The organism is Faucicola sp. SE7633, assembly GCF_059264685.1.
The window spans coordinates 13,812-39,972 of record NZ_JCADBW010000021.1 but is presented as its reverse complement, the minus strand read 5'-3'; the positions used below and the strand labels follow the sequence as shown (position 1 = coordinate 39,972).

The following is a 26,161-nucleotide window of genomic DNA, read 5'->3' as shown; positions in this document are numbered from 1 at the left end:
AAATCGGCTTGCTTAAAGAGCGGGGTCTTTTTTTAAAACTCCATTTGATTCGACGTAAGGTTTCTAAAAAGGCATTATAAGAAATATCGACATCGGGATGGTCTTTTAAGTACTGTTCTCTAAGCTGTTTTGCGGTGTCGAATTGCTGAGCGTTAACGTAGTCCTCAAAGGCGATTAGGTCAGTGATAATGTGTTTTACGCCAACAGGTGCAAAGGGTTTTGGCTTGGTATTCCCTTGTTCTTGATAGAGCTTTATCCAGTCATTAAGGGTGTTGCGGTTGATTTCAAACAGCCTGGCTGTTTGGCTTTTGTTGCCTGTCTTTTGCCAGTGGTTGACGGCTCTGTCTCGTAAGTCTTGGTTGTATATTTTGGGCATGGTGGTATTGGTTTAAAATGCTTATTATATTACAGTTTTAACTATAGTAATTTTTGACAAAATTCAGGTTGGGGTATGCTATAGTAAATCAAAGCTTACCACATGGATGTAACATGAACTTTGTCGATGTCGAACCCACCCTAGAAAACTACTGGCGAGCCATTATTCTCTTTGGCAAAAATACGGCTTCTTATAAATTTGCCCTTGCCAAAAGCTTGATTGATGTTAGTCTTGAGCGAAAATCGGATTTAATTACCCTTGACGATTTAGCCCTGCCCTACGCACTTCACCTTGCCGAACATCTTAAGCACAGTCCAAAGCAAAGCACTGCCAAAACCAGTCAATTTATCCAAGCCTGTCAAGATTATAATGATGGTAAAATTGATGAAGATAGGCTCATTCAAATTACCAAAAAAGAAGGCTTTAAATATGTGCTTGATGCCTTTCATGTGGTGAATACCAAAGCCATTACTGAGCGATTTTATGACGTGGTGAATGAGGAATTTTTCATTGATGAACGCAAATTCAACAAAGGTATTCGCTTAACTGATAACCTGTTTAAACTGTTTTACGTGTATGACAATTCCGCCCAAGATTTGAACCAAGAAACCGAATCTCGTTGGAATTTGGTCGAAAAAGCATGGGAACTCAATATCAATAAAAACTTGATTGGCGTTGAATTTGACCAAGAAACCAAGCAGCTTTTCACCCACGATACCAAACATCGCAGAGTTAGTATTACCAGTTCTCGTGGGGCTTTAAATGGCTATCAAAAAAGCCGTTGTTTCTACTGTTTTAAAGAAATTAGTATCAGTTCTGCTGATGATTTACTCGCTGATGTTGATCATTTCTTCCCACATCTGTTAAAACCACAAGTGGCAACGGCTGGTTGCTGTCGCCCTGTTAGTGTGGATGGGGTATGGAATCTTGTGCTATCTTGCCCAGACTGTAATCGTGGTGAAAGTGGCAAATTTGCCCAAGTGCCAAGTATTGAATTGTTGAACCGCTTGCATACTCGCAACGAATATTTGATTAGCAGTCATCACCCATTACGAGAAACGCTGATTATGCAAACAGGTAGCAATGAGCGTGACCGAAAATATTTCTTGGATAAATCTTACCGCTTTTCCAAAGAACATCTGATTCATACTTGGCAACCCAAAGCCCAAGGGACGAGTATCTTTTGATGGCGACTTTAGATTTTTATCAGACCCATGCTAAAGATTTTTTTAGCCAAACAATCAATGTCGATATGCAAAATGTGTATCAGCCTTTTTTAGAGTATTTACTAGATGGTACGCAAAAAATTTTGGATGTTGGCTGTGGCTCTGGTCGAGATAGTGTGTTTTTTGCCAGTCAAGGATTTGATGTTACTGCTATTGATGGCTCGCAGAATTTAATTGATTTAGCCAAGCAAGCAAACCCAAGCATTGATTGGCAATGTTTAACCTTTGATGAAATAAAAAATCAACAGTGGCAAAACCGATTTACAGGCATTTGGGCGTGTGCTTCGTTGTTGCATTTACCTTTTAACGATTTGCCAACCGTGATAAATGATTTAATTCAACTGTTGAAACCCAATGGCATCCTTTACGCTTCTTTCAAATATGGCAATAGCGAACGAGAAAAAGACGGAAGATTTTTTTGTGATATGAATGAACAACGTTGGCAGTTGATTGAAACACAATTAAAATCCGCCAAAACGCTGAATCTTTGGCAGACTGTGGATAATCGAGTGGATAGACAGGAAATTTGGTTTAATGCGTTATTGACAATAACAAACTCTTGAGCAAGTAATCATTCGATACATCGCTATTTTGTATGTTCTTTTTAGGATAATTTGAGATAATCACCAAGTAATTGATAAAAAACAATAGGAAATTTTAATGCTTCGTTTTGCCATTTTCGCTGACATTCACGGTAAGTTTTTACTGCCGTTTAAGTTGGTTCATCATTACCAACAAGGCACAGGCAATCGTATTGATTGGATTTTGCAATGTGGGGATATGGGGGCGTTTCCAACAAAAGATACGATGGACAAAGCCACGTTACGCCATGCGAAAAACGACCCTGATGAGCTGGGATTTATGCGAGAGTTTTGTGTCGATAAGCCTGAGATTCGCCAATTTTTAGAGAGACTGGGCGTTAAGATGTTGTGTGTTCGGGGCAATCATGAAGACCATGCGTTTTTGGATAAACTCGAAAACGAGAGCGATACAGCAATTTTTCCCATTGATGTTTATCAAAAAGTGTTTGTCTGCCGTTCGGGTGTGCCGATTACCTTGATAAATAATAGCCAAATGATTGAAACCCCTGAGAAAGTTAATGTCTCAATATCAGATACACCAGCGAGTGAATCCTGTACGTTAGTCGGTGTGGGACGGATTGGCGATAGAAAGAACCGAGATGAGCCGATTTTTATTCAAGATTATGAGCGTGTAGCATTGAATAAGCTGGCTAAGTCGCAAGTGGAGATGGATATTCTACTCACCCATGATAAGCCATCGGAAAGCGAGCGGGGCTATGGGTCAGTCGAGATTGCCGAGTTACTTGACCAAGTAGCGTTTAGCTACCATTTTTATGGGCATACAGGTGAACCGTATAACCGTCAGATTGCCGACAATGGCATTACCGAGTCGATTAAGGTAGCAGAGCTTGAATTTGATAAGAACGGTAAGCTGTCTGAAGGCTGTATGCTGATTGTGGAAAAGCAGGGAGAGAACTGGTCGGTTGAGCCTGTGCCATTGAATCAGATTATTGGCTTTATGAAAAATACGTGGCGGTATTTGTGAGCGGTAGTTTCTAAATCAATACTCATTAAAGGATATGATAAGGTTGTTCTGGCTAAACAAAGTGAGCATAAACAACCTTGTCATTTTTTGCCTATTTGAAATTTATAAGAAAATCCGTTTCTTTTTTATCTATTGGTATGCTTATAGGTAAAAATTTTTAAATTTATTTAACCATATTAATAAGTTTTTTGATAAAATGGACTTGGTATCATAGCGATAGGGCAAATTTATTGCAAAAGGTTTTTTAACTCTTGCAATCCTGCGATGATATCCTTTTCAATCACCGTCACTGACTTAAACATGGATTTGGGCAACGGCAAATCAATACGTTCTTTATTCACCACATACACATCGGTATCAGGCTTGATATACTGAAGCACCGAAGTCACCGTCAGCGATGTCCCTGCAATAATCACTGTATCAAAGTCATCAAAATGGCGTTGCAAATAGGTCGGTTCGTCAATCAGCATTTCACCAAACAGCACGATATTCGCCACGTCATGCTGGGGTTTATTGTGGCTAAAATCGCCATGAATATGATAAATCCGCTGTGGGTCTAGCCCTGCTCGTTCTAGGTAATTATCGACATTTTGGGTGACGACAAAGCCGTTATGAGCTTCGACCATTTCTTTGACCAGTGTGTGAGCCAAGTTAGGCTGTTTGGAATCGATTAACGCCTGCCAGTCGGCAAAATGGCGTTGCAGTTTGGCAAGACGTATTGGGTCATGCAAGCTACCCACGTGCATGATTGCCATCAATTCGTCATCGTTATATAGCGAGTTTTCATCTTGGCGATATGTCGGAATGCCAGACGGGGCGGAGATGCCTGCCCCAAGGATGAATAACGGTGTCATGGTTTTGCCTTTTTAAAATAATTAGAATAACACCAACTGGTCAATTTGTGTATTATCACCCTTCACTCAAAAACTTACGTAACCGAAACGCCTCATTTGGCGTGATTTGAGCTTGCAATGGGGTCGAATAAATCGTCCAATCCGTGACTTGGTCTAACGCTATGGTATAAACCTCGTCCTTGTGCATTTCGGGAATATTAAATGGCTCATTAACCAGTGTTGCAGTAACCATTTCCTCATTGATATCCTTCACTACAAACCACATATGCTCAGTGTTGTCGGTACTTTCAGAGTGGCAATGAATTTTCATCATATAGCCCCATTGCCCTTGTTCGGGAGCAAAACGATGAAAACATTCTTGAAATAATGGCAATTTTTCTTTTGCCAAATAATACATCCGTGCGGTTTCTGCATTCGGTAATAAAAACATAGTGTGGTTGTCTTCACTTAGCTGCTCGCCAAACGCACTTAACGGGGCAGTTTCGCCATCCACATCTGCCAAAATTACCATGCTCGGCTCTGTGTGGATTTCATCTGCTTCTCGCTCGCTAAAATCCCCACTAAACGATTCAGCCGATGATTTAAATAAACTTCGGATACCACCTTTTTTGCTTTCAAGTACGCCAGAAGTTAAGGTATCTTGCCATGATAAGAGGCGAATACTTAAACCGCCTTGTGCATTATGGGCGATTAAATCATTTTCATCACGATACCATATTTCAGGCTCACCAAGCAGTCGGGTCGCTGTGGTACTAATCATGCCTTGGCACACACTTAACTGCTGACGTGTCACCCGTAAAATCTCCAATTCAGGTAAGCCAAATTTTAACAAGCCATGCGTGTGTAGCCAGTATTCGCCATGTTCGGCATCGTCAGGGGTAATCGCATGAATCACATAACACAGCTCTAAGCTTGGCGGAACATAAGTTTGAGCCATTTCCGCAAGCCATGCTCCACTCAAAAACGTGCTCGCTATTCTATCTTGCACAGCATAGCTTTTACCCGCTATTGCACTCATCACCGCAAACTGTAACATCAAATGCGTTTGTGGATATGCCAGATTTAAAAAGGTGTAACATTCAAGAATCTGCTCGGCTTGGTGCATGGCGACCCGCTCATCTTCAAGTAGATTGCGGTTACGATACTCAGCTACTTCATAAGCCCATTCGTCAGGCTGATCGTTATCAAATAGCTTGACAGTAAACATAAAGAACACAGGTTCACTATCTTTATTATCATCTTCGTCATAGATCGCCGATAAGATAATATTTAAATAGCCGTCATCACCTTCTTCTACCGCCACAATCTCATCGATATCGTCACGCTGTAACACAAATTCTAGCCGTTCACGCACATTGACAGGGTTAAAATCTTTCATACGATATTTCATCGCTACCAAATAACTGCTCGGTGACTGATATACGCCATTTTTGAGTTCTTCATACACGGTGAGGTGGGGGCTATACATGAAAGTTCCTTATGAATTTAATTTTTATTTCTTAAGCATAAATTTGTGTCGCCAATCATTGCATTATGGCAAAAGATAAAAATTTAAACAAATTTTAACAACGATAAAGGTTTTTAACCCTTGCAATTCCCGTATCAAAATAACACTAACTGGTCAATTTCACTATCGTCTTCCAAATTAGAAAACGTCACTCCCACCAAGCGAATCGCCAAATAGTTTGGCGTTTGTTCAAATAACCAATCAATCCACGGATAGATCACGCCTCGCCCGTTGGGGTCGCCACCGACCACGACAGGCTTGCCTAGCAGACTGGGGTTGTCCCGTTGTTCGACGCTGGCATAAAATGCGTCCATGTCGATGTGGATGATTTTTCGCATACGGCGGGGGTTTTGAGCTACTTTTTAAAGTATGATTGTTACGTTTAATAATAGACAATCTTGGTGAGATTTTCTATCAAGATAAAGCTATCTTAGCCTATTTTTGCTTTAGAATGAGATTTATGTCGAAAAATATTCTAGAAATCGACATAACGCTTTAATATGTCGATGCAATCGATACGAAATCATGATATGTCGAAAAATGGTGTAAAAATCGATATATCCTGCTTTAATCAATAGGTTTATTAGATGGCAAGGTCTGGCATTGAAATGCGATTTCTAAGCTTTTTTCGTCAAACTCGACACCAATCTCGTAGATTTGTTTACCCAATCCTTGATACTTTTGGTCGTACTTTTTATCTTGAATTTGGGCAAGTGCCGACCCTTTGTCAGTGGTCTGACGAATCACTTTAAATTCAAAAATATACACACGGTCAGCAAAAAACACCGTCATATCCATACGACCATTGTTAGTCGGCTCTTCGACATTGATGTGCAATCCAATACTGGCAAAATAGGCATAAAAAACGCTTGCCCAATAGCCTTCAAAATGGGCAATATCATTATTGCTATGCCAATTGTAGGGAATGCCTGCAAAAAAACTTTGAATGGTAACAAACATTCCCGACAAATCGTCATCCACAAGATTTTGGTATAGTTGACTTTGAATGCGGATGATTTGAGAAGCTTGCGTCGGCAAGAACTTATAGATAACAGCTTGATTAAAGCTTTGTTGCACTTCAATATTAGGAAATTTAAACGTATAACGCACGCCAAAGGGTAGCTGTAAAACCTTATCAACCGTCAAATATCCCGTTTGAAACATCAGAGCAATGGGGCTAATATCGCCCACTTCAAACTGTGATAAGACTTGCTCACTGCTATCAATGCCTTGCAAGGTCGTAATATCAATATGTTTATGGAGCAACATATCCATTAAAAATGTGGGTGAGCCTGTTTCAAACCAGTAGGCTTTAAACATTTTTCTGCTGTTGGATAAGAACAATAAAATATCATAAGGGTTATAAACTGCTTCGCCCGTCCAGTTATAACCGTTATACCAATGCTTGACCTTGGCTAAATCCACGCCTTCGAGTTCAGGAGCAAACACGGTTTCAAGCTCAGACTGGGTATAACCGCATAGAGCAGAAAATTCTTCTAATAAGGTAATATCCGTTAAATTGTTTAGTCCTGAGAACAGGTTAATTTTGCTAAATCTTGATACGCCCGTCAGCATACTAAATCGAATATAACTGTCGCTTGCTTTAATTGACCCGTAAAAGTCACGCAGGACATCTCTGACTAAAACGGCTTGCCCTTCATCAGTGATATTATCTAATATCGGCTTGTCATACTCATCAATCAGCACCACCACTTGACTTTGATACTGTTCAGCAATTCTTTTTAACAAATAGCCAAACCGCCCACTATAAGTTTCATAAATCCGCTCAATCCCAAACTCACGCTCAATTTCACTAAGTTGCTCATGCAATATTTTGGTTAAATACTTGTAATCAAGACTGGTATTAAGCCCAAAGTCGATACGAATAATGGGATAAGTCTTCTGCCAATCCCAGTTATTTTCAGCATACAAACCGCTAAACAATGTCTTATTACCTGAAAAAAGTTCAGCGATTGTATCAAGCGTTAAACTTTTACCAAATCGACGAGGACGAGATAGGAACACAAATTTTTCTTTGACTAGTTCAACAATGTAGGGCGTTTTGTCCACATAATAGTAGTTGCCCTTACGTATATCAGCAAAAGTTTGTATTCCCTTTGGAAATTGTTTTTTCATAATGGACTCAATACAGTAAGCGGAATAACTGCTACAAAATGTGCTTAAATTCTAAAATCAGTGTGCAATAATTGCCAATGCTCTTGCAATAACTGTTTTTGAACATCTAACATGGGTAACTGCTCAAGTTCTTGTCGCCATTGCGTTCGGGCAATTTCTAGCACGCTATCTAATTCTAATTTGACTGCCCGCCACGGAATATCAGCTTTTTTTGCCCATGCCTCAAAGTGTGATAAATCCATTTGATACCAATTTTTGATTTTTGCCAGATTAAGTGCCAAACTTTGTTCATTATGAATATAGGCTTTGGTAAACACGATATCGTATGCAGGCGACAGGCGTAAATGATAGGTATCGGGATAAATCACACTCCAATTTTTGAGATGAGCATCGCTATTGCCCAATAAAATATTCACCAATAAACGCCGTGCCAACTGTCGGGCATCTGCTAATCCATCTTGGCTATAGTGATACAGAATTTTGCCAATTTGGGTATAATTTCCGCCATCATATTTATGGTGTGGATATTTATTCAAAATTTGAGCAAAATCTTCACTATGAATGCGTTGGGTCTGCTGAGCTTCTGTTGTCAAACGGTCAAACCGCTTAATCGCATACGCATAATCTTCATTGGGTAAATGAAGTGAGGGCAGATTATCGAGCTGATTAACACGAACAAGCTGAATTTCGGGAATTTCTACACCTGCTAGTTGAGCCAATGTCATCATGCTATACTCATTTTGTGGCACACCTTGATGAGCAATAGAAGGCGTTTTAATAATCCAATCACCTAGCTCTGTCAGCTTACCCACATTTGGTAGCGTAAAACGTTCACCATACTGCTTCATGGAAAATTTCATTTGCACCCCTGCCAAAGAGAATTGATTGGCAAGTATTTGAGGAGATAAAACCTTGGGGGTTATAGGGTCAGCATTACCAAAGATATAGCTTGGTACGTCTTGTGGTTCAACGCTTTCGGCTATCAATGCCCCTGGTAAATCTTGCCCCAGATAAGTCATCAGCTCAAATTCGTTATCAATGTGAATTTTTAATGCTTGAACAATCAAACTGCGTAACGCCCCTTCAGGCAGTAAGTTGGATAAGATTGGATTAAGGCGTTGGCGATGTGTCCATTGTTCAGACAGCAGTTTATCTGCATTAGGAAAATCTTGACGGGTAATCAATGAAAAGGTCGGACGCTGTTTATTCAACACAAATTCTTGAGAAAAAGTGAGTACGTTTTTACCATGATTAAACCCTGCTAAATAACCCACTACTTGCCCATGTAATGACAGCTTAAGTACCCGAACCATTGTCATCATTCATCCTCCAATATACCCTGCCAAGGATTGTCAAGTAAGGTCTGAAAATCACTATTTTTCTCATCTTCAGGCATTAGTATCGCAAGCACTTGTTGTTTTTTCTCACTTGGAACAAGCATAAGTTCGCAATTTAAGCCTTTAGCAATCAAAGCTAAAGTATCCAATCTGGGATTACCTTTCGATTCAATCTGTTGATATTGCTGACGGGATAAACCAATACGTTGGTGCATATCTTTTTGTTTATAGCCCAGGGCAAGACGGCGTTTTTTGATTTGGTCAAGTAAAGTCATAAAAATCTATCTTATAAATAGCAACATATTAATTTCTTTTTTTAAGTAAAGCAATTTATAAATTGCTAATCTAACTATCTGCAAAGGTAGTTTATCAATCATTTTTAGCATTTTTGATTGATAAAATTAGCGTGGTTTGCCATTCATCAGCATGGCAATTCGTTGCTTTGCATGGCAAATTATGGCATTTCATTGCAAAGCATGGCATTTTATGGCAATTCATTGCTTTTCAATGCCACAAGCAAGCAACCACAGAATTTCAGCACACCATAGGATTTATAATACTTCGCACCCTTTGCAGGATTTTTTTCTGAATGTTTTTGGGTTTCAACGACGATATTAACTTGATAGCCATGATAGCTGGTTTGCTTTTCGGTTAAGATATTGTCTGATAATTCCAGCTGTTGGATAACTTTATTGGCTTTATTTTTAGTTGAAGCCCGTATCTGCCAATGCTTTGCAGGTAATAGCTCAGTGCCAATCGTTAAAAACTCTTTCATCATCGCCATTTCTGAGTCTTTATTGCCAAAACGAATCGTGGAGATACTAACTGCAACTTTTTTCGCAAAAATTTCGATAAATCGACTTAATTTTTCTGGCTGTTCAAGAGCCATTATTTTTGCTTTTTCCAACAATTCTATTACCTGCGTTTGGCTTTGTTGCCCACGGGGTTGGGTAAGAATAAGGTCATTGTTCTCAAAGAACTGGAAATTTTGGATATTGGCTAATATTTTTATGGCTACTTCCTGCGAAATACCATGCCGTAAAGCAATGATATCCCGTTGGGCATCACGGCTTTCTAAATCAATTTCTTGCAATTCTTGTAAAAATGCAATGATATCATCAAACTGATAGTGTAATAGACTAGAGTTGGCAATTTTTTCTTCTTTATCAAGCTGTTCAACTGTAGGTTGCTCTGTTGTGCTAACGGATTGACAAGTCACAGATTGCTCTAAATTTGGTAAAATCCGAGCCGTTTCATCGCACAGTTGTTTGGCAAAATATTGACGAAATAAAGATAAATTGACGGTCTTTTTATGCTTATCATAGAAATTTGGGTGAATGCGATAGGACTGTGCATAGGAAATACCTGTTAATTTTTCTAACAATAATAAAGGTAAGTCTAGTTGAACCTGCTGTTGCTGTAATCCTGCCACGATATAAGCCGTGTGAATATAATGTTTAAACGTCATCTCTGGGTCAATATGCCCTGCAAAACTCGCAAGACCGAACCAATGGCTTTGCCCTTGATTTTCTCCTAGTAAGGCGGTTCTGATGGTATCGCATTCTTCAGCGGTATAATCCGTCATCAGACCTGCCAAAGCAGGTTGCGTATTGAGTAGCAAGGCAATTTGGCTAATTGCCGTGTGCCGAAAGCTGTGGAAGCTAAAATCATGCTGGTCTAATAAACTATCCCATAAAATCGTAGCGAGATTGGAAAAAAATGCTAAAGGTAACGGCTGGCTACCATCACCAATAGAAAATAAATACTGATGTCTTAAACGCTTTTTACGGGCGACAAATTGCTCAAAAATGCTAAATTCATTGGGTTTTAACAAGGCGTTAGCAGGGAATTTACGTCTAGCTGAACTACTTTTTAATCGCCGATACCGATTGGCTCGCAACCATACCCAGTTTGCTGTCGTGCCGTCGCAGTCTGCCACTTGCAGTCCTGCCAATTCATTAATCCGCAAGCCTAGACGGTATGCCAGTATGATAGTAGATTGGCATAATTGTAAGTCGTCTGGTGCTAGATTGGCTCGGCTTAACCTCGCCAACATTGCATGATAAATTTTGGGTGAAATGATATTATCTTTGACGATATATTTATTTTTTATCCAGTTGAACTCAATTTTAGGGGCGTTAAAGGATTTACGTTGAAAGTCATGAAATGCCTTGATACGCCCGCTGGTATAGGCTTGATTTTCTCGCGATTTGGTTGTTTCTTCTTCGGATTGGTTCTCTTGCTCAAATTCCTCTTCTTCATCAAGAATATCAAGGTCTTCTGGCATTAAATCAACATCAAAATCCTCACTGTCATCCGCTTTAGCCAAAGATTTGATACGTCTGCCATCATCAAGTTTGCTAAAAATAATCTCTTCATACACCTCTTCATAGTCTTGAGCCGTCCAAATTGACAAATCTTCGTGCATGGTTAAAGTAAGCCATTGCCGCCCTATCACGCCGATGTACAGGCTGATACTTTTATTGTTTAGCGACTGTTTCTTTTGACCTAGCATTGACAACACCCAAGCGATTAAGCGGTTGGCATTATCTTGTGGGTATTGTTGGCGGATAAGTTGAATGGTTTCAATAGCTTTGTTACGAGATAGCTTTAACGCCTCTTGCAATTCTCGCAATAAGTTACGGCTAAATTCAGGATACGCCAAGGGTGGCAAAGCATTATTCGTTGGTGTTTGCTGAATTGATTTGAATAAGGCAGTTAGGGTGACGTTGATGTCACCCTCAGTTTTGAGTGCTTCTTGATTATAATTCAACAGTTTATTCGTACTGATAGCCGTGGTTCGGTGTCGCCCCATCATCACATTAACGGTTGCAGGCGATACCAAACTTCCCGTTAGCTGTTGCCAATGGAAATTGGCATAGCGTATCAAGTGTGAAAGATAGGGTTGTTCGGGCTTTTTATTCGTGAGTTTTAACGTGCGAGATAATTGCTGAATATGGGTATTAAAATGAACAACCTTGCGTTTTGACAAATCTTTGTCTTTTAACGCATACAAAAAACACAGGCTGATATCATCGGGTAAATAAGTGACGTAGCGAACGATTTGATTTTTATTTTGAGCGACACGACTACCATACACCTCACTTTCGACAGCCAAGGGGATAATCATGCGATACTGTTGTGCTACGTCAGTATTTACTCCATTGCTTGTGGGAACTTGGGTATAGTAAATTTTTCTGTCGTGAAGTAGCCATTGATAAAGGGCTTGTAATGCCTCGGTATCATTAAGCCCACCAAGCATGATACTGGTGTACAAAAAACCTTGGATACAATCATCAACACTAAACAAGCGTTTTCTTTGCCATAAATCAAGCATCATATTGAACGCTTGGCTTACCTGCGTGCCATAAACAAACCAATCATAATCAATCATTAGCTTATCTCGTTCGACAAGCAGGGGAATCATCGGCTCGATAATGGTTTTATCATGGGTTTTATTGTATTGAATGACCCATTTCAGCAGAGCTTTGCGAGCCAACCGATGTTTATTTTTGGTATTAAAATTCTGCTGTAACAAGTTGTCTAATTGTTTAAAAACTTCTTTATCGCCTTCATTGGCTAGTTTCTCTGGCGTAATGAATTGATTAATCAAAGCCAAAGCCTTAGCTTCTAGCTTAATTTTTGCCTTTTTATGTTGCTCTTTACGTAGGTGATGACCCGATGGCATTAGCATTTAGTTCACCTCAATTTGTTCTAAATCTAGGCTTTCAGCGATATTTTGCAGATGAGTACATATTTGCTTAAACTCATTTAACGGCATGGACGAAAAAGGATGCCAACATTCTTGGTCAGCCAATTCATGCCCATACAACGCATTAATCATCAAGTCAGCCGTTGTGTCCGTCAAAAAACTTCGTGTCTGATGCCTAAGCCAGTTATCTTGGTGCTGAATAAAGTCTTTAAGCTGATTAGACACAGATTTAGGTTTAATGCCTTCAAAGGATTTATGCCGAAAATTATAAAATTGTAGGAGTGGAATTTCTGAGTTTAAAATACCCTGCAAATCGAAGGATTTACTCGTACCTGCCACATTATACTGAATGGCAAATTTTTGGATATAAGCCAAATAGTTTTCAATCGCTTGAATCAAAAAGTCACATAAAGGTATCAACCGCCCATCACCGCCTTTATCTGTTTTTCTACCAGTTTGTCGCACCTCTTTATCAGACACCCATAACAGCTTGTGGGTCAAGTTGATTTGATTTAAAAACCCTGGGGCATGATTGACGGGACGAATACCTGTCAAAAGCAGAAACACAAACCAAAGCCAAATAGTATAAGCTTGAAACTGTAAAATATACTCGTCACCCTCACGTGTATTTTTGGATTTTTTGCCGTTATAAGATTTGACCCAATCTGCTAATTCAGCAAAAAATTGCCTAACAATATCATCATTTAACGCCGTTTCACTGCCAATCGCCGTACTTTCTTTAGTAACGGGTAAGTCAAATACTAACTTTGGAAAAACTTTTTCGGTTAATAGATTAAAGGCTTGTTGATACGTGAATAAAATGCTTTGTTTTTCAAAGCTGGTGTAATACAAGCCTGACGAATGCTTGACATCGACCCCTGTGATAAAATCCGCCTGAAGTGATTCATTCAGCCGTTGTTTGATAATAAAGCTAAGGGCACTGTCAAAGTGCTGTTGCGATAACACCGCAAAATCTAAATGCTCTCTAAGTTGCTCAATAATTGGATTAATTTGACTGTCGTCTAATAAAAATTTATAGCGGATAACAGGCGGAAGTTCTTCAGGTAACGCAAAATTAATGAAATTGCTGTTACTTTTACGCACAGGCTTGATAGCATCTCGGCGGTTACTGGTCACATCTACCGTCGTTCTATAGATAACATCCTCATTGGTGATTAAAAAACTGCGTTTACTGGGGTCAAGAGCAAGTTCTTGACGAATTTGCTTGATACTTCGCCCTGTCAGCAAGCTCAGTAATAGCACCGCATACACCCTTTTTTCGTCCCCTGTTGAGGTGGCAAAATTCTGCCAAATTAGACTAAACAATAGCTGATAATTTTCTAGCGTTTGAATGCGGGTATTGGTCGGAAAAGCAAATTGATTGCGTTTGGTGTGTTTATATTTATCTCTGGTTTCTTGAGTCTGCAACTGGCTGGAAGCTTGAGTTTCTTTAGTTGGGTCAAAGTTATTGTCTAACTCTAGGCTATCTTTATTGTCTGCAATCTTTTCGTTATCAGCGACGTTACTATCCTCATCCACTTTTACCATGTTCATCACACGGACGTTATTTTCGCTGTCTTTTGGGTCAAGTGGTTGTGTTTCTAGTAGCTTGCCGTTGTTGAGTCGATTACCTGTTAAACTTGTGGATTTACGATTTCTAGAAAGGCGATACGCTTTTCTGTCTTGGTAGGCGACTTCGTAGGCGTAACGAATTTGTCCAATTTTTTGAGCAAGATGGTCATTACGTATTTCGCCTGAACTCTCTTGTGTTTGGGTGATTTTTTCAAACGCTTGAATATCTCTAAAAACGCTTTCGATATCCTCGTTTTGATGATGAATTTCAATAAGTTTTGTTAAAATACGATGCTGTGCTTTATGCTCATCAAGTGCCATCCGTACCCGCACACACATATGTTTGACTTTGTCTTTGTGGTCTTCGCCTCGATAGCTTATCAATAACAAAACTTGTAAATATTTACCTAAAAAATCTATCGCCTCGTTATCTTGTTGATAACGTTGTAGAAAACTGGCTAGCAGATAAGTAACGCCCCATTCTTCGGATTTTTTACTTTGCCGAATAATCGACTGCGGTTGGTCAAAATCTGCCAATTCTTGCGTTGGTAATTTAAAGGAATCAGCAATTTCAACAAGGAAATTTTTATGACGTACCAAATCAATGAGTTTGAATTGGAAATAGTTAAAATCGGGCGAATCGGGCGGGATTAGCTTGTTTAATGTTTGGATGAGTTGTTGATTATTTAAAAGCATTTTTTGCCCGAGAAATATTTTAATTGTGGGTTGGTTTTTATTGAACAACCTCATTAATTCTTTTCTTTGCCATGTCAAAAGGTAATCGTCTGCCGTGATTTGCCATTTGGTCATAAGCCGAAAGAGCCACTTCAATACTAATGACCGAATGAATAACTAACTGCTCTACTAACCAAAGTGTTCCTTTAACAATAACGGCTTCACTTTCTGCCATTTTTCGTAAATTTAAATCGCCTGTTAAAAGTGGACAATTCTGTTGCTTGGCAAGGGCTAATGCAAAGGCATCGTTTAAACTTGGTTGAGAATTTTGTGCATTTAACTCATAAGCATACATCATGCTTTCACCTGTCAATTCGCCTAACCGTAAGCCTAAGTTTAATAAATGAGCATGGTTTCGCCTAAGTTCTTGCTCAAACAAAATATCAGGGGTTATAAACTCATAAGGCAAGTCAAACATACCTTCGATAATACCGCCTACCTCAAGGTCAATCAAAATATTGGCATCACTAATTAGAACGTGCATTAGATACTCTCAAGTTCTTCAGCCGTGTGATTACCCAAAAATTGGCTGTAATGCAAGTCAAAGACAGACATTTTTAGTAATTCCGCACCCTTAGATTCGCTAATAATCTCTTCTGCCAATGCTCGATAGACGAGCTGTTTAAACAAATAGGTACGTTCCGATGGGTAGGGCGTATCAGGCTCTTGTTTTCGCCAACCATTTTTGGCAAAAATTATCATCATGGTTTTGTGATAATTGGCATTAATAACACCTAAATCTTTGGCACGATGGACACAGGCTGACATACTCAAGCCATATTCATGTTTTAAAAAACTAAGTTCTTTGGGAGATATTTTTTTGCGGTGTTCACCCAAATGCTCAATAACACCTTGCTTTGGCAACAAAAAACTTCCTGCAAAGCGGTTACAGGCTTGCTCTTCATCAATACCTTCGTCAAGATAATCATGCAAAATCAAATGTCCCAGTTCATGGGCAAGGGTAAAGCGTTGACGGTCACCACACCAATGATTCGATACCACAATCACAGGCAAATTATTAACACTGGCTTGCAACCCATCGAATTTATTTTTATCATCAATAACATTGGTCACAATGACTAAAATACCTTTACTCTCTAACAAATCAATCAAATGCGGAATAGGGTTTGTGCCTAATTGCCAATACTCACGCAACTTATTCGCAACCACTTCCACATCATCTAATGTATGAATTGGGTCAATCGAAAGGTTTGATTGAAAGTCTTTAACAGGAAAATTTGCCCATAAATTCGATAGTTCAAGCCAACGTTCAGCTTGGTCAATAACATCTGCTTCGATTTGTTTAAGTAACTTGACAGGTGTATCATGCTTTTTACGAAATTCAACTTGGGATAAAGTCACTTTTTGCGGACGAAAGAAAAACTCAATACGGGTATTTAGAGCGGTAGCCAACTTTAACAACATACTTGATGTGGGCATACTTTGGTCATGCTCATATTTTTTTATCATATTTGCACTGACACCAACTATCGTGCCTAGTTTTTCCATAGACATCCCTGATGCGGTGCGAGCAAGACTTAAGCGTTGTCCAATCATAATACTATCTCAACATTAGGTTTATGAAATATATAAATATAATAGAAATTATAAACCGTTTTCACATTTTGTGGATGATAGTTTTGTTAAAAGCCATCTTAATCACCACATATCATCTAGCAGTCCTTGCCAAGATTTATCAATTTTTGTTTATAAAATAAAAATTTATATATTGCTAAAACTATGATTTTTTCATCCATTCCGACATTTTAGGAAGTTGCTTGCGATGATTATCCCTAATTTTACTCTGATAATAACCAAAAGTATCTTTGTGAAGTCCATAGTATTTTAAGAACTGGGTCTTATCAAAACGTTTGGTATTCATTAGTTTTTGTAAAATAGATAGTGGGGCAACACGCTTTAAAACATTAAAAAACTCAGCAGGATTTAACTCATTTTGAAAAGGTATCTGTAAAACTTGAGCCCAAGCACAAAGTTCAATATTTTTTTGGCTTTCAGGAATAATAAGGCTATGGATACTTGTTGGTTTGTTTAAGGAGGCAACATAATACATATACTCAAAATTTTCAAAAAATAGATATTGTTCTTTAATTTTACCTAATACTAATTTTGGTAAAACTTGATAATATCCAGTGAAAATTTGATGGTTGAAATGTGGTTTTTGGATATGAAATTCATGCCAAACGCGATAAGCATCCTCCGCCTCAGGATGAATTATTAATCGACTTTTTTCGAGTATTAAACGCTTTGGGGCAGGACGAAAAATTTCTTCAGACATATGAATTTCAAAGAGTAGAGTAGAATAAAAAAATAGGTTGGTGTCAAATTATAAAAAACTGCGTGACTAAATTTCTTTATATTTCCTAATTTATTTTAATTGACGTAAAATACCATGGATTATAAAATAAGTAAAGCCCTTGAATTATAAGGGCTTTACTTTAAGATATATTAATGTCATTTAATGAAAAATCGGCAGGTGACCTTGCCAAGGTCGGGGTCGCGAGTTCGAATCTCGTTTCCCGCTCCAAATTCGAAAAAGCCACTTTTAATGAAAGTGGCTTTTTTATTACTTTTAAATCAATGCTTTAGCTTACCCTATTATCTCAAAACTATTATAAAATCTTTGACCACTTTTCCTTGCTAAGGCACACAGAAAATTTTGTGTGCCTTATTTGTGCCTTGAATGTGCCATGCTTATTTTTTGTATAGCAAAATTCTGAACACAACCTTGAATTTTTTATTTAGAATGGCTTAAAAGGTTTAGCTAATGATAAGTGAAATATATACTCAGTAGTCATATTCGGCAACATCCTATAACCTAACTTTCTTAGATTTGAATTTACTAATTATTTTCTTGGAAAGTATTAGACAACTATTCAATTGTTTGCTAGCCTAAACTCATATCAAAACCACTACAATAAAAGTATAACCGTTAATAATTTACTTGAAGAACCTAATGCCGCTTAACCTAAAACATCCAACACACACCTTTAATTGCCTAAAAAATATTCAGACGATAGATCATCCATTATGAAACTTCTTGATAATATCAACCACTTACTTGGCGATGACATTAAAGAACAACTTGTTCCTTTGGCTGATAATCGAATCAAGATAGCTGCATCTTATTTTTCGATTTATGCTTTTGCTGCGTTAAAGCATGAATTGGAACAAATAGAGAGTTTACAATTTATTTTTACCTCCCCGACCTTCGTCGCTGATAATGTTGTTGATAAACTCAAAAAAGAAAAACGGGAATATGTGATTCATGAACCGTCTAATGAAAATCTTCAGTCGAAGTTTTGGCGTGAAAACAGTTTATATGGTTCAACATTTGAGCTACATCTAAAAAATAAGCTTACTCAAAAAGCCATTGCCAAAGAGTGCGCGGACTGGATACGCCGAAAAGCGGTATTTAAATCTAACCGCAGTAATGCACCTATGCAAGAGTTTTTGTATGTGGGTAATCAAGACAATAAATTTACCTATATGCCTATTCAAGGCTTTACACCTGTTGGTTTGGGCTATGAAAAGGGTAACGCTATTTCCAATATCGTTAATCGATTTGACACACCCTTTGCCGACCAATATCTTAATTTATTCAATCAAATTTGGCATGATACAGATAAGGTTGAAGATGTCACTGAGCCAATTATTCGCCATATTGCGTCGGTGTATCAAGAAAACTCACCAGAACGTATCTATTTTTTAATGCTCTATCATATTTTCAAAGATTTTTTACAACAGGTTAATGAAGATGTATTGCCCAATGACTTAACGGGGTTTCAACAAACACTTATTTGGAAAAAACTGTTTAATTTTCAACAAGATGCAGCTAAAGGGATTATTAACAAACTAGAAACTTATAATGGCTGTATCTTGGCAGATAGTGTTGGTTTGGGTAAAACATTTACCGCCTTAGCCGTTATCAAATATTATGAACTTCGCAATAAAAGCGTCCTTGTTTTATGCCCCAAAAAATTATCAGAAAACTGGACGAATTATAATAGCAATGTCAAAACCAATCTGTTCGTAAAAGACAGGTTTAACTACGATGTGCTGTATCATACTGACTTGACTCGTAAGAGCGGTCATACCTTAAATATTGATTTATCACGGGTCAATTGGGGGAATTATGACCTTGTGGTGATTGATGAGTCGCATAATTTTCGTAATCGAGAGTTTTTTAAGGATAAGCAAACCCGTTATGACCGTTTGATGAATCAAGTGATTCGTCAGGGAGTCAAAACCAAGGTATTGATGTTATCTGCCACGCCTGTCAATAATCGCTTTAACGACTTAAAAAACCAGCTAGCACTTGCCTATGAGGGCGAGAGTCAAAATATCGATAGCAAACTCGATACTGAACGTGATATTGAGACGATTTTTCGCAGGGCTCAAGCAAGCTTTAATGTCTGGGCAAAACTCTCACCACAGGAGCGTACGACATCTGCCATTCTCAATCTACTCGATTTTGATTTTTTTAAGTTGCTTGATAGTGTTACGATTGCTCGCTCACGCAAACATATCCAAAGTTTTTATGATACAAAGGACATCGGACAGTTTCCACAAAGGCTTAAGCCATTATCATTCAGAACGCATATTTCAACTGATGAACAAGCCGTATCCCTCAATCAGCTTTATCAAGATTTATCGCTGATTCGTATGGCAGTGTACGCCCCTGTCGGTTATATTTTGGATAGTAAACTTGCCAAGTATGAAGCCATCTTTGATACCCAAACGCAAGGTGGTGGACGTTTTCGCCAAGCTGACCGTGAGAAGAGCCTACAAGCATTAATGACGGTCAATCTACTCAAACGGCTAGAAAGCTCGATTCATGCGTTTCGACTGACTTTAACCGTATTGCAATCCAATATTAAAAACGTGCTGTCGCAAATCGATGATTATAAAAAACGTAAAACAAGCCATGATGTCAGTATATCGCCAGACTTTGGATATGATGAAGATGAAAATGGCGAAAACCTATACCCAGAAGATTTAATCGGCTCAAAACTCAAAATTCATCTTGAAGACTTGGATTTGTTACGTTGGCAAACAGACTTAAACACTGATTTGGCAGTGATTGATGGTATTTTACGGTCAATACAACCTATCGATGAACAAGCCGATGCCAAACTTCAACATTTAGTCCAGCATATCACTCAAAAGGTTGAAAACCCGATTAATGATGATAACCGTAAAGTGATTATTTTCACCGCCTTTGCCGATACAGCAGACTATCTGTACCAATATCTTGCCCCCTTAATGCTTGATAAGTTTGGTATCAATACCGCATTGGTAACAGGTAGTCATACCAAATCAACGATTAAGACCATGTCCAATAGCCGACAAAGCTATGATATGCAAGGTTTACTCACGTTGTTTTCACCGATTTCAAAACAAAAAAACGCCATTTTTCCCGATGAAGCTCGCCAAATTGATTTGCTTATCGCAACAGATAGTATTTCTGAAGGACAAAATCTGCAAGACTGTGATTATTTGATTAATTACGATATCCATTGGAATCCTGTGCGTATTATTCAGCGTTTTGGACGGATTGACCGTATTGGTTCGCCCAATGCTGTAATTCAGTTGGCAAATTATTGGCCTGATATCAGCCTAGACGAGTATATCAATCTGCGTGAGCGGGTCGAAAATCGTATGGTGATTGTTGATATGACCAGTACAGGTGATGACAACATACTATCCGCCAAAGCCAATGATATTGCTTATCGCCGTGAGCAACTACAAAAACTGCAAAATGAAGTGCTTGACCTAGAAGATGCCAATACGGGTGTCGCAATTACCGATCTTGGACTCAATGATTTTCGTATGGATTTGCTAGGTTATCTTGAACAAAATCCTGATATCAAGCGTTTGCCCAAAGGCTTGCACGCTGTCGTGCCTGCTCGACCACAAGATAACCTGCCCGCTGGCGTGATGTTTGTACTTGAAGCAAGGCATATCCTTGGCAAAGAAGTGTCCAGTCATCTGACCGCCAACCGATTATATCCTTACTTTTTGGTCTATATCAGTGAATCAGGCGAAGTCATCAGCGACTATACCCAGTCAAAACAGCTACTCGACAAGGCACGGCTGGCTTGTCGTCATTTGGACAAACCATTACCATCCGCTTATGAATTGTTTAACCAGCGTACCGATGATGGGCGAGATATGCACCAATATTCGGCACTACTGGATAAAGCAGTCGCCAGTATCCAAACCGTCAAAGCCGAAAAAGACATTGATAGTCTATTCTCGGGGATGACGACCAGTGCCTTAGTCGATGATGTGTCAGGTGTGAATGATTTTGAACTCATTGGGTTTATCGTATTGATTGATGAGTGTGGTATGCCATGATGCTATATCACTATCCTATCACCGCAAGTGTTGATAAAATTATCCCAAAAAATAAGTTTTACCAACAAGGCAGTGCCAATCACCGTATCGAACGCTTGTTTGTGGAGCAAGTAGAGAGTATTCGATGGGCGTATAAGCTCTCACCACAGACTATCAATCTAACCGATAGCGATACCGTTAAAGAAATTCAAATATTCAGCATTGTCAGTCGTGTTGAAAAGCTAGATACGGAAGTTTTGCAGTTTATTGATAAGCTGATACCCTCACCGATTATCTTTGAGATTGTCTTTGAAGATAAAATCAAAGTTATCGCAACTTATAAGCGTCAAAGCCAAGCGGACAGCCAAAAAGTCGTCTTAAGCAAATACTATGCCACAGATTGGCAAGACCCAACACAACGTGAAGATTTACCGATTGTGTTTGGAATTGCGGATTTGTATGAATACTTTATTGAGCAGTTACTTCTTTCTATGAATAAAACGTCGTCAGATGTTTTATTATTATCAAAAAGTGTTGATAGTCTCTCCCTGCAGTCGCAAAAAACTGATAGCATTGAAGATAAAATTGCCCATGCCGAAAAAGTCGCACTGCTTACCAAACAAATTAATGAGTTGCAAAAACGGATTTATAAAGAAAAGCAGTTTAATCGGCAAGTTGAGATGAACTTGCAATTACAAACGCTACAAAAACAGTTAAACGAGTTGTTAAAATAATTTTGGAAAACCCATGAGTATTAGTCAGATTATTCAGCAAATTACGGAAAATAGCCTTGCAGAGCTTCAAGAAAGTGTCGATATTGAGTGTAAACAAGCTGGTGGAAAAGATGGTAAAGGAGAATTACCTAATAGTTTTTGGGACAGCTATAGTGCGTTTGCCAATACGAATGGCGGTGTAATTATACTTGGGGTTAAGGAAATTAAGAAAAACAACACGTTTGAAGTATCTGGTATTGAGCGAGTTCATCAAATCAAAAATGATATTTTCAAGACAGTTAATAACAAGAATAAAGTTAGCTATAATTTACTTACGGATAGCAATATTTTTGAATGGTATATTCAAGGAAAGACCGTTTTATTAGTCTCTGTCCCTAGGGCAACTCGTAAGCAACAACCCATATTTTTAGATGGTAATCCTTTTGGTAATACCTTTATTCGACAGCATGAGGGCGATTTTAGATTACCTGATGAACAAGTCAAACGGTTAATTGCTGAACAGGTCAAAGATAGCCTAGATAGTGATATTTTGCCCAATTTTTCGTTATCAGATTTAGATTTAACGTCCCTACAAGCTTATCGGCAACGCTATACTAACTTTAATCCTACGTCGCCTTGGAATGATGACGATAACCAAAGTTTTTTAACCAAAATTGGTGGTTATGCTAAAAACCGTGATACTGGTGAAGAAGGACTGACAAAAGCTGGGCTATTGATGTTTGGACATCAAGAAGCTATTTATGAGATTTTTCCAGAGTATATGTTAGATTACCAAGAGCGAGAATCTGATGATGATACAGTTCGCTGGATAGATAGAATCGTACCTGATGGAAATTGGAGTGGTAATCTATTCGATTTTTATCGTAAAGTTTCCGCTAAACTTCCCCAAGACCTTAAAATTCCTTTTAAGTTAAAAAATGGTGAACGGCAGGATGATACCCCCATTCATAAAGCTATCCGTGAAGCCTTGGTAAATTCATTGGTTCACGCAGACTATAGTGACCGTGCATCAGTCAAGATTGTAAAATATACCAATCACTTCTATTTTCGTAACCCTGGTCTAATGCGTGTGCCTATTGAGATATCATTGCAAGGTGGTGAGTCAGATTGCCGTAATCGCAACTTGCATAAGATGTTCCGATTTATTAATGCAGGCGAGCAGGCAGGTTCGGGGATTCCGCAGATTTTAGCAGGTTGGCGAGCTTGTCATTGGCAATTGCCATCTTTGTATGAGAAACGAGAGCCTAATTATCAGACGGTGCTTGAATTGAGCATGAATGACTTGTTTCCAAACGATGTCATGCAATATTTAGAAAATGAATATGGCAAAGCGTTTTTAGCTCTTAGCACTGATGAACAGGCTATCTTAGCAACTATCTATCTTGAGAATGAAGCCAATCATCAACGCCTAAAAACATTATTACCCAATCATCCTGCTGATATCACCAAGATGTTACAGCACCTTGTAAAGCAAGGAATGTTGGTATCAACAGGCGGACGATGGGCAATTTATAGTCTGGTGAGTGATAATAGGATAGCAGGAAGTGAAACAAGTTTGGCAGGTAATGACTTAAACACTGATCATAACGAGCCGAGCTACCCTAATAACCAGCCGAGCTACCCTAATAACCAGCCGAGCTACCCTAATAACCAGCCGAGCTACCCTAATAACGAGCTGAGCTACCCTAATAACGAAGTAGAAATTTCCGATAATACCCATCTTATTAGTATAGCTACCCCTGCAAGGCTAAAGAAACGACTACCCAATGACGAGCTTAGGGCGATTATTCTGCGACTTTGTCAGCATGATTTTTTGAGCCTAGCCCAAGTATCGGATTTGATTGCAAGAACGACTCAAACCACACAAAATCATTTAACTGCTTTGGTGAAAGAAGCCAAACTCGCCAAAAAATACCCCCAAGATACGCACCCAAGCCAAGCCTATCGCACAACCGACAAAGGGCTAGCGTATCTACAAACGCTAGATGATAACCCGCAGCAAAACTTACTTATTTAATCCAAATAATTCATTCAAACTCTCAAGGACTTACCCATGACGACCCTAAAAATGCACACCCCAAATCTAGTCGATAGCAACATTGACCGCATTGCTGAGCTATTCCCCAATTGTATCACCGAAAAGCCAAAAACCGATGAACAAGGCAATGTGTTAAAAGATGCCAGCGGGCAAGCCATCCTTGAGCGTGGCATTGACTTTGAGTTATTAAAACAAGAGCTGTCGCATTCGGTGATTGATGGGTCGCAAGAGCGTTACCGCCTTGACTGGGTAGGCAAGCGTGAGGCGATTGTGACGGCAAACAGCCCGATCGCTAAGACGTTACGCCCTTGTCGTGCGGAGAGTGTGAACTTTGATACGACGGGCAATTTATTCATTGAGGGGGATAATCTTGAGGCATTGAAGCTATTGCAAGAAAGTTATCTTGGCAAGGTGAAGATGATTTATATTGACCCGCCGTACAATACGGGCAATGATTTTATTTATAACGATGATTTTGCGGCGGATACGGCTGAGTTTTTTGAGCGGTCGGGGCAGGTGGATGCAGATGGCAATCGCTTGGTGGCGAATACGGAGCGTAATGGGCGGTTTCATAGTGATTGGTTGTCGATGATGTATAGTCGGCTCAAATTGGCGCGGAATTTGTTAGCCGATGATGGGGTTATTTTTATTTCGATTGATGATAATGAACAGGCGAATTTAAAAAAAATCTGTGATGAAGTTTTCGGTATTGATAATTTTTTAGGGGAAATATCGTATATCACAAATCCTGGTGGACGAGATTACAAGCAGATAGCAGTATCTCATGAATATTTAATTATTTATTCTAAAAGTGAAAAATCTGAGTTAAATGAGCTAACTAAAGATGTAGATTTTAATCTTGTAGATAGTAGTGGCGGTTATGAATTGAGAGAACTAAGAAACCGTAATCCTAAATTTCATAGGCAAAATCGCCCTAATTTGTTTTATCCATTTTACATTAATCCTAATTCATTAGATGAGAATGGTTGTTGTGCAGTAAGCCTTGAAAAAGATGAGAAATTTTACGTTGAAACAGTTCCTTTAAATTCTTTAGGCAAAGAAAGTGTTTGGCGATGGGGTAAAGATAAATCAAAAAATAATATTGCAATAAACGATGTAGATAAAAGCCAAGTTGTTGCTAGGCAAAAAAGAGATGGTGGATGGAATATTTATGAAAAAAATAGAAAATCTACTACTAAAGCCAAATCTGTTTGGGATGAAACAGAAATGCGAAATGAAAATGGAACAAGGTTATTGAGAATATTATTTGAGGACAGTTATTTTGACCACCCTAAATCATTGGAGTTGCTAGTTAAAATATTATCACTTGGTAGTATCACTGATGGTAATGACTTAGTTTTAGACTTTTTCGCAGGGTCATCAACAACGGCTCATGCTGTGATGCAACTCAATGCCGAAGACGGTGGCAACCGCCAATTTATCATGGTGCAAATCCCAGAACCCACCGACCCAAAATCCGAAGCCCATAAAGCAGGCTACCCAACCATTGCCGAAATATCCAAAGAACGCATCCGCCGCGCAGGCGCAAAAATCAAAGCCGACAATGCCGACAAGGAAGGTATCAACGAGCTTGACACAGGCTTTCGCGTACTCAAAATCGACACCACCAACATGAACGACATCTACTACCGCCCGCAAGACTACACCCAAGACCTAATCAACCAACTACAAGACAACATCAAACCCGACCGCACCGATGAAGACCTACTATTCCAATTCATGCTAGACACAGGCGTGCCATTGTCATTACCGATTGAACGCACTCAAATAAACGGACACACCATCTACCAAGTGGGCGGTAACTCACTCATTGCCAGCCTAGACTATATCGACGCAAACATGGTCAATGACATCGCCGCACTCAATCCGCTCAAATTCATCACCAGTGAACGCGCCATCGCCACCGACAGCGACAAAACCAACATCGTCGAACGCTTTAAACAACTCTCACCGCATACCGACGTACGCTTTATCTAAGGCAAAAAGAGAA

18 protein-coding genes and 1 pseudogene are annotated in these 26,161 nt (G+C 39.0%); 7 read left to right on the top strand and 12 right to left on the bottom strand.

Annotated features, from left to right (window positions below; translation table 11 throughout):
- On the bottom strand, positions 1 to 376 hold a 376-nt coding region (locus AC5L4R_RS08315), incomplete at its 3' end, for a helix-turn-helix domain-containing protein (RefSeq protein WP_494473406.1).
- A gap of 113 nt (positions 377 to 489) precedes the next feature.
- Between AC5L4R_RS08315 and AC5L4R_RS08310 the strand changes: the two genes are divergently transcribed.
- The 3 genes from AC5L4R_RS08310 (at position 490) to AC5L4R_RS08300 (ending at position 3,168) form a co-directional block, all read left to right on the top strand.
- Complete coding sequence (locus AC5L4R_RS08310; protein ID WP_494473407.1) at positions 490 to 1,563, top strand: HNH endonuclease family protein; 1,074 nt, start codon at positions 490 to 492, stop codon at positions 1,561 to 1,563.
- The gene (locus AC5L4R_RS08305; protein WP_494473408.1) at positions 1,563 to 2,165 is read left to right on the top strand and encodes a class I SAM-dependent methyltransferase; all 603 of its coding nucleotides are present in this window, start codon (positions 1,563 to 1,565) and stop codon (positions 2,163 to 2,165) included. The genes AC5L4R_RS08310 and AC5L4R_RS08305 overlap by 1 nt, the downstream gene beginning before the upstream one ends.
- A 97-nt stretch (positions 2,166 to 2,262) precedes the next feature.
- On the top strand, positions 2,263 to 3,168 hold the full coding sequence (locus AC5L4R_RS08300) for a metallophosphoesterase (protein WP_494473409.1): 906 nt from the start codon (positions 2,263 to 2,265) through the stop codon (positions 3,166 to 3,168).
- Between the two features lie 227 nt (positions 3,169 to 3,395).
- Here the strand turns inward: AC5L4R_RS08300 and AC5L4R_RS08295 are convergent, their stop codons facing one another.
- The 11 genes and pseudogenes from AC5L4R_RS08295 to AC5L4R_RS08245 all read right to left on the bottom strand — a co-directional run bounded on the left by AC5L4R_RS08295 (position 3,396) and on the right by AC5L4R_RS08245 (position 17,317).
- Positions 3,396 to 4,022 (bottom strand): Sir2 family NAD-dependent protein deacetylase, encoded by a 627-nt coding sequence (locus AC5L4R_RS08295; RefSeq protein ID WP_494473410.1) that lies wholly within the window; start codon positions 4,020 to 4,022, stop codon positions 3,396 to 3,398.
- Between the two features lie 55 nt (positions 4,023 to 4,077).
- A complete protein-coding gene (locus AC5L4R_RS08290) occupies positions 4,078 to 5,490 on the bottom strand; it encodes a DUF4026 domain-containing protein (RefSeq protein ID WP_494473411.1) in 1,413 nt (470 codons plus the stop codon).
- 254 nt (positions 5,491 to 5,744) lie between these two features.
- Positions 5,745 to 5,867 (bottom strand): annotated as a pseudogene (locus AC5L4R_RS08285) (Y-family DNA polymerase); the annotation flags it as partial.
- 229 nt (positions 5,868 to 6,096) lie between these two features.
- Entirely contained in the window at positions 6,097 to 7,665 is a 1,569-nt protein-coding gene (locus tag AC5L4R_RS08280; protein ID WP_494473412.1) for an ATP-binding protein, read from the bottom strand.
- Positions 7,666 to 7,709: 44 nt separating this feature from the next.
- A complete protein-coding gene (locus tag AC5L4R_RS08275; RefSeq protein WP_494473430.1) occupies positions 7,710 to 8,984 on the bottom strand; it encodes a type II toxin-antitoxin system HipA family toxin in 1,275 nt (424 codons plus the stop codon).
- Positions 8,984 to 9,277, bottom strand: coding sequence for a helix-turn-helix domain-containing protein (locus AC5L4R_RS08270; RefSeq protein WP_494473413.1), 294 nt, complete (start codon positions 9,275 to 9,277; stop codon positions 8,984 to 8,986). The genes AC5L4R_RS08275 and AC5L4R_RS08270 overlap by 1 nt, the downstream gene beginning before the upstream one ends.
- A gap of 209 nt (positions 9,278 to 9,486) precedes the next feature.
- Positions 9,487 to 12,696: a site-specific integrase gene (locus tag AC5L4R_RS08265; RefSeq protein WP_494473414.1), complete on the bottom strand. Its 3,210-nt coding sequence runs from the start codon at positions 12,694 to 12,696 to the stop codon at positions 9,487 to 9,489.
- Positions 12,697 to 15,096 (bottom strand): hypothetical protein, encoded by a 2,400-nt coding sequence (locus AC5L4R_RS08260; RefSeq protein ID WP_494473415.1) that lies wholly within the window; start codon positions 15,094 to 15,096, stop codon positions 12,697 to 12,699. It lies immediately after the preceding gene.
- Positions 15,020 to 15,505 carry a PIN domain-containing protein gene (locus AC5L4R_RS08255; RefSeq protein WP_494473416.1) on the bottom strand — a complete coding sequence of 162 codons (486 nt, stop codon included), beginning with the start codon at positions 15,503 to 15,505 and terminating at the stop codon, positions 15,020 to 15,022. Before AC5L4R_RS08255 ends, AC5L4R_RS08260 begins: the two co-directional genes overlap by 77 nt.
- A complete protein-coding gene (locus AC5L4R_RS08250) occupies positions 15,505 to 16,578 on the bottom strand; it encodes a helix-turn-helix domain-containing protein (RefSeq protein ID WP_494473417.1) in 1,074 nt (357 codons plus the stop codon). Before AC5L4R_RS08250 ends, AC5L4R_RS08255 begins: the two co-directional genes overlap by 1 nt.
- Before the next feature lie 181 nt (positions 16,579 to 16,759).
- A complete protein-coding gene (locus AC5L4R_RS08245) occupies positions 16,760 to 17,317 on the bottom strand; it encodes a hypothetical protein (RefSeq protein ID WP_494473418.1) in 558 nt (185 codons plus the stop codon).
- A gap of 752 nt (positions 17,318 to 18,069) precedes the next feature.
- Between AC5L4R_RS08245 and AC5L4R_RS08240 the strand changes: the two genes are divergently transcribed.
- From AC5L4R_RS08240 to AC5L4R_RS08225, 4 genes are read left to right on the top strand one after another with little or no spacing between them, the layout of a single operon-like run.
- Positions 18,070 to 21,399: a helicase-related protein gene (locus tag AC5L4R_RS08240; RefSeq protein ID WP_494473419.1), complete on the top strand. Its 3,330-nt coding sequence runs from the start codon at positions 18,070 to 18,072 to the stop codon at positions 21,397 to 21,399.
- On the top strand, positions 21,396 to 22,112 hold the full coding sequence (locus AC5L4R_RS08235) for a DUF4391 domain-containing protein (protein ID WP_494473420.1): 717 nt from the start codon (positions 21,396 to 21,398) through the stop codon (positions 22,110 to 22,112). Before AC5L4R_RS08240 ends, AC5L4R_RS08235 begins: the two co-directional genes overlap by 4 nt.
- A gap of 13 nt (positions 22,113 to 22,125) precedes the next feature.
- Positions 22,126 to 24,129 carry an RNA/DNA-binding domain-containing protein gene (locus AC5L4R_RS08230; protein ID WP_494478041.1) on the top strand — a complete coding sequence of 668 codons (2,004 nt, stop codon included), beginning with the start codon at positions 22,126 to 22,128 and terminating at the stop codon, positions 24,127 to 24,129.
- 36 nt (positions 24,130 to 24,165) lie between these two features.
- Positions 24,166 to 26,148 carry a site-specific DNA-methyltransferase gene (locus AC5L4R_RS08225; RefSeq protein ID WP_494473422.1) on the top strand — a complete coding sequence of 661 codons (1,983 nt, stop codon included), beginning with the start codon at positions 24,166 to 24,168 and terminating at the stop codon, positions 26,146 to 26,148.
- Positions 26,149 to 26,161: the final 13 nt, after the last annotated feature.

Coding starts and splice junctions, on each gene's coding strand:
- AC5L4R_RS08270 (WP_494473413.1), bottom strand. CDS start 9,277: ATGACTTTACTTGACCAAATCAAAAAACGCCGTCTTGCCCTGGGCTAT.
- AC5L4R_RS08235 (WP_494473420.1), top strand. CDS start 21,396: ATGATGCTATATCACTATCCTATCACCGCAAGTGTTGATAAAATTATC.
- AC5L4R_RS08300 (WP_494473409.1), top strand. CDS start 2,263: ATGCTTCGTTTTGCCATTTTCGCTGACATTCACGGTAAGTTTTTACTG.
- AC5L4R_RS08265 (WP_494473414.1), bottom strand. CDS start 12,696: ATGCTAATGCCATCGGGTCATCACCTACGTAAAGAGCAACATAAAAAG.
- AC5L4R_RS08245 (WP_494473418.1), bottom strand. CDS start 17,317: ATGTCTGAAGAAATTTTTCGTCCTGCCCCAAAGCGTTTAATACTCGAA.
- AC5L4R_RS08225 (WP_494473422.1), top strand. CDS start 24,166: ATGACGACCCTAAAAATGCACACCCCAAATCTAGTCGATAGCAACATT.
- AC5L4R_RS08295 (WP_494473410.1), bottom strand. CDS start 4,022: ATGACACCGTTATTCATCCTTGGGGCAGGCATCTCCGCCCCGTCTGGC.
- AC5L4R_RS08305 (WP_494473408.1), top strand. CDS start 1,563: ATGGCGACTTTAGATTTTTATCAGACCCATGCTAAAGATTTTTTTAGC.
- AC5L4R_RS08260 (WP_494473415.1), bottom strand. CDS start 15,096: ATGACCAAATGGCAAATCACGGCAGACGATTACCTTTTGACATGGCAA.
- AC5L4R_RS08280 (WP_494473412.1), bottom strand. CDS start 7,665: ATGAAAAAACAATTTCCAAAGGGAATACAAACTTTTGCTGATATACGT.
- AC5L4R_RS08275 (WP_494473430.1), bottom strand. CDS start 8,984: ATGACAATGGTTCGGGTACTTAAGCTGTCATTACATGGGCAAGTAGTG.
- AC5L4R_RS08290 (WP_494473411.1), bottom strand. CDS start 5,490: ATGTATAGCCCCCACCTCACCGTGTATGAAGAACTCAAAAATGGCGTA.
- AC5L4R_RS08230 (WP_494478041.1), top strand. CDS start 22,126: ATGAGTATTAGTCAGATTATTCAGCAAATTACGGAAAATAGCCTTGCA.
- AC5L4R_RS08255 (WP_494473416.1), bottom strand. CDS start 15,505: ATGCACGTTCTAATTAGTGATGCCAATATTTTGATTGACCTTGAGGTA.
- AC5L4R_RS08240 (WP_494473419.1), top strand. CDS start 18,070: ATGAAACTTCTTGATAATATCAACCACTTACTTGGCGATGACATTAAA.
- AC5L4R_RS08310 (WP_494473407.1), top strand. CDS start 490: ATGAACTTTGTCGATGTCGAACCCACCCTAGAAAACTACTGGCGAGCC.
- AC5L4R_RS08250 (WP_494473417.1), bottom strand. CDS start 16,578: ATGATTGGACAACGCTTAAGTCTTGCTCGCACCGCATCAGGGATGTCT.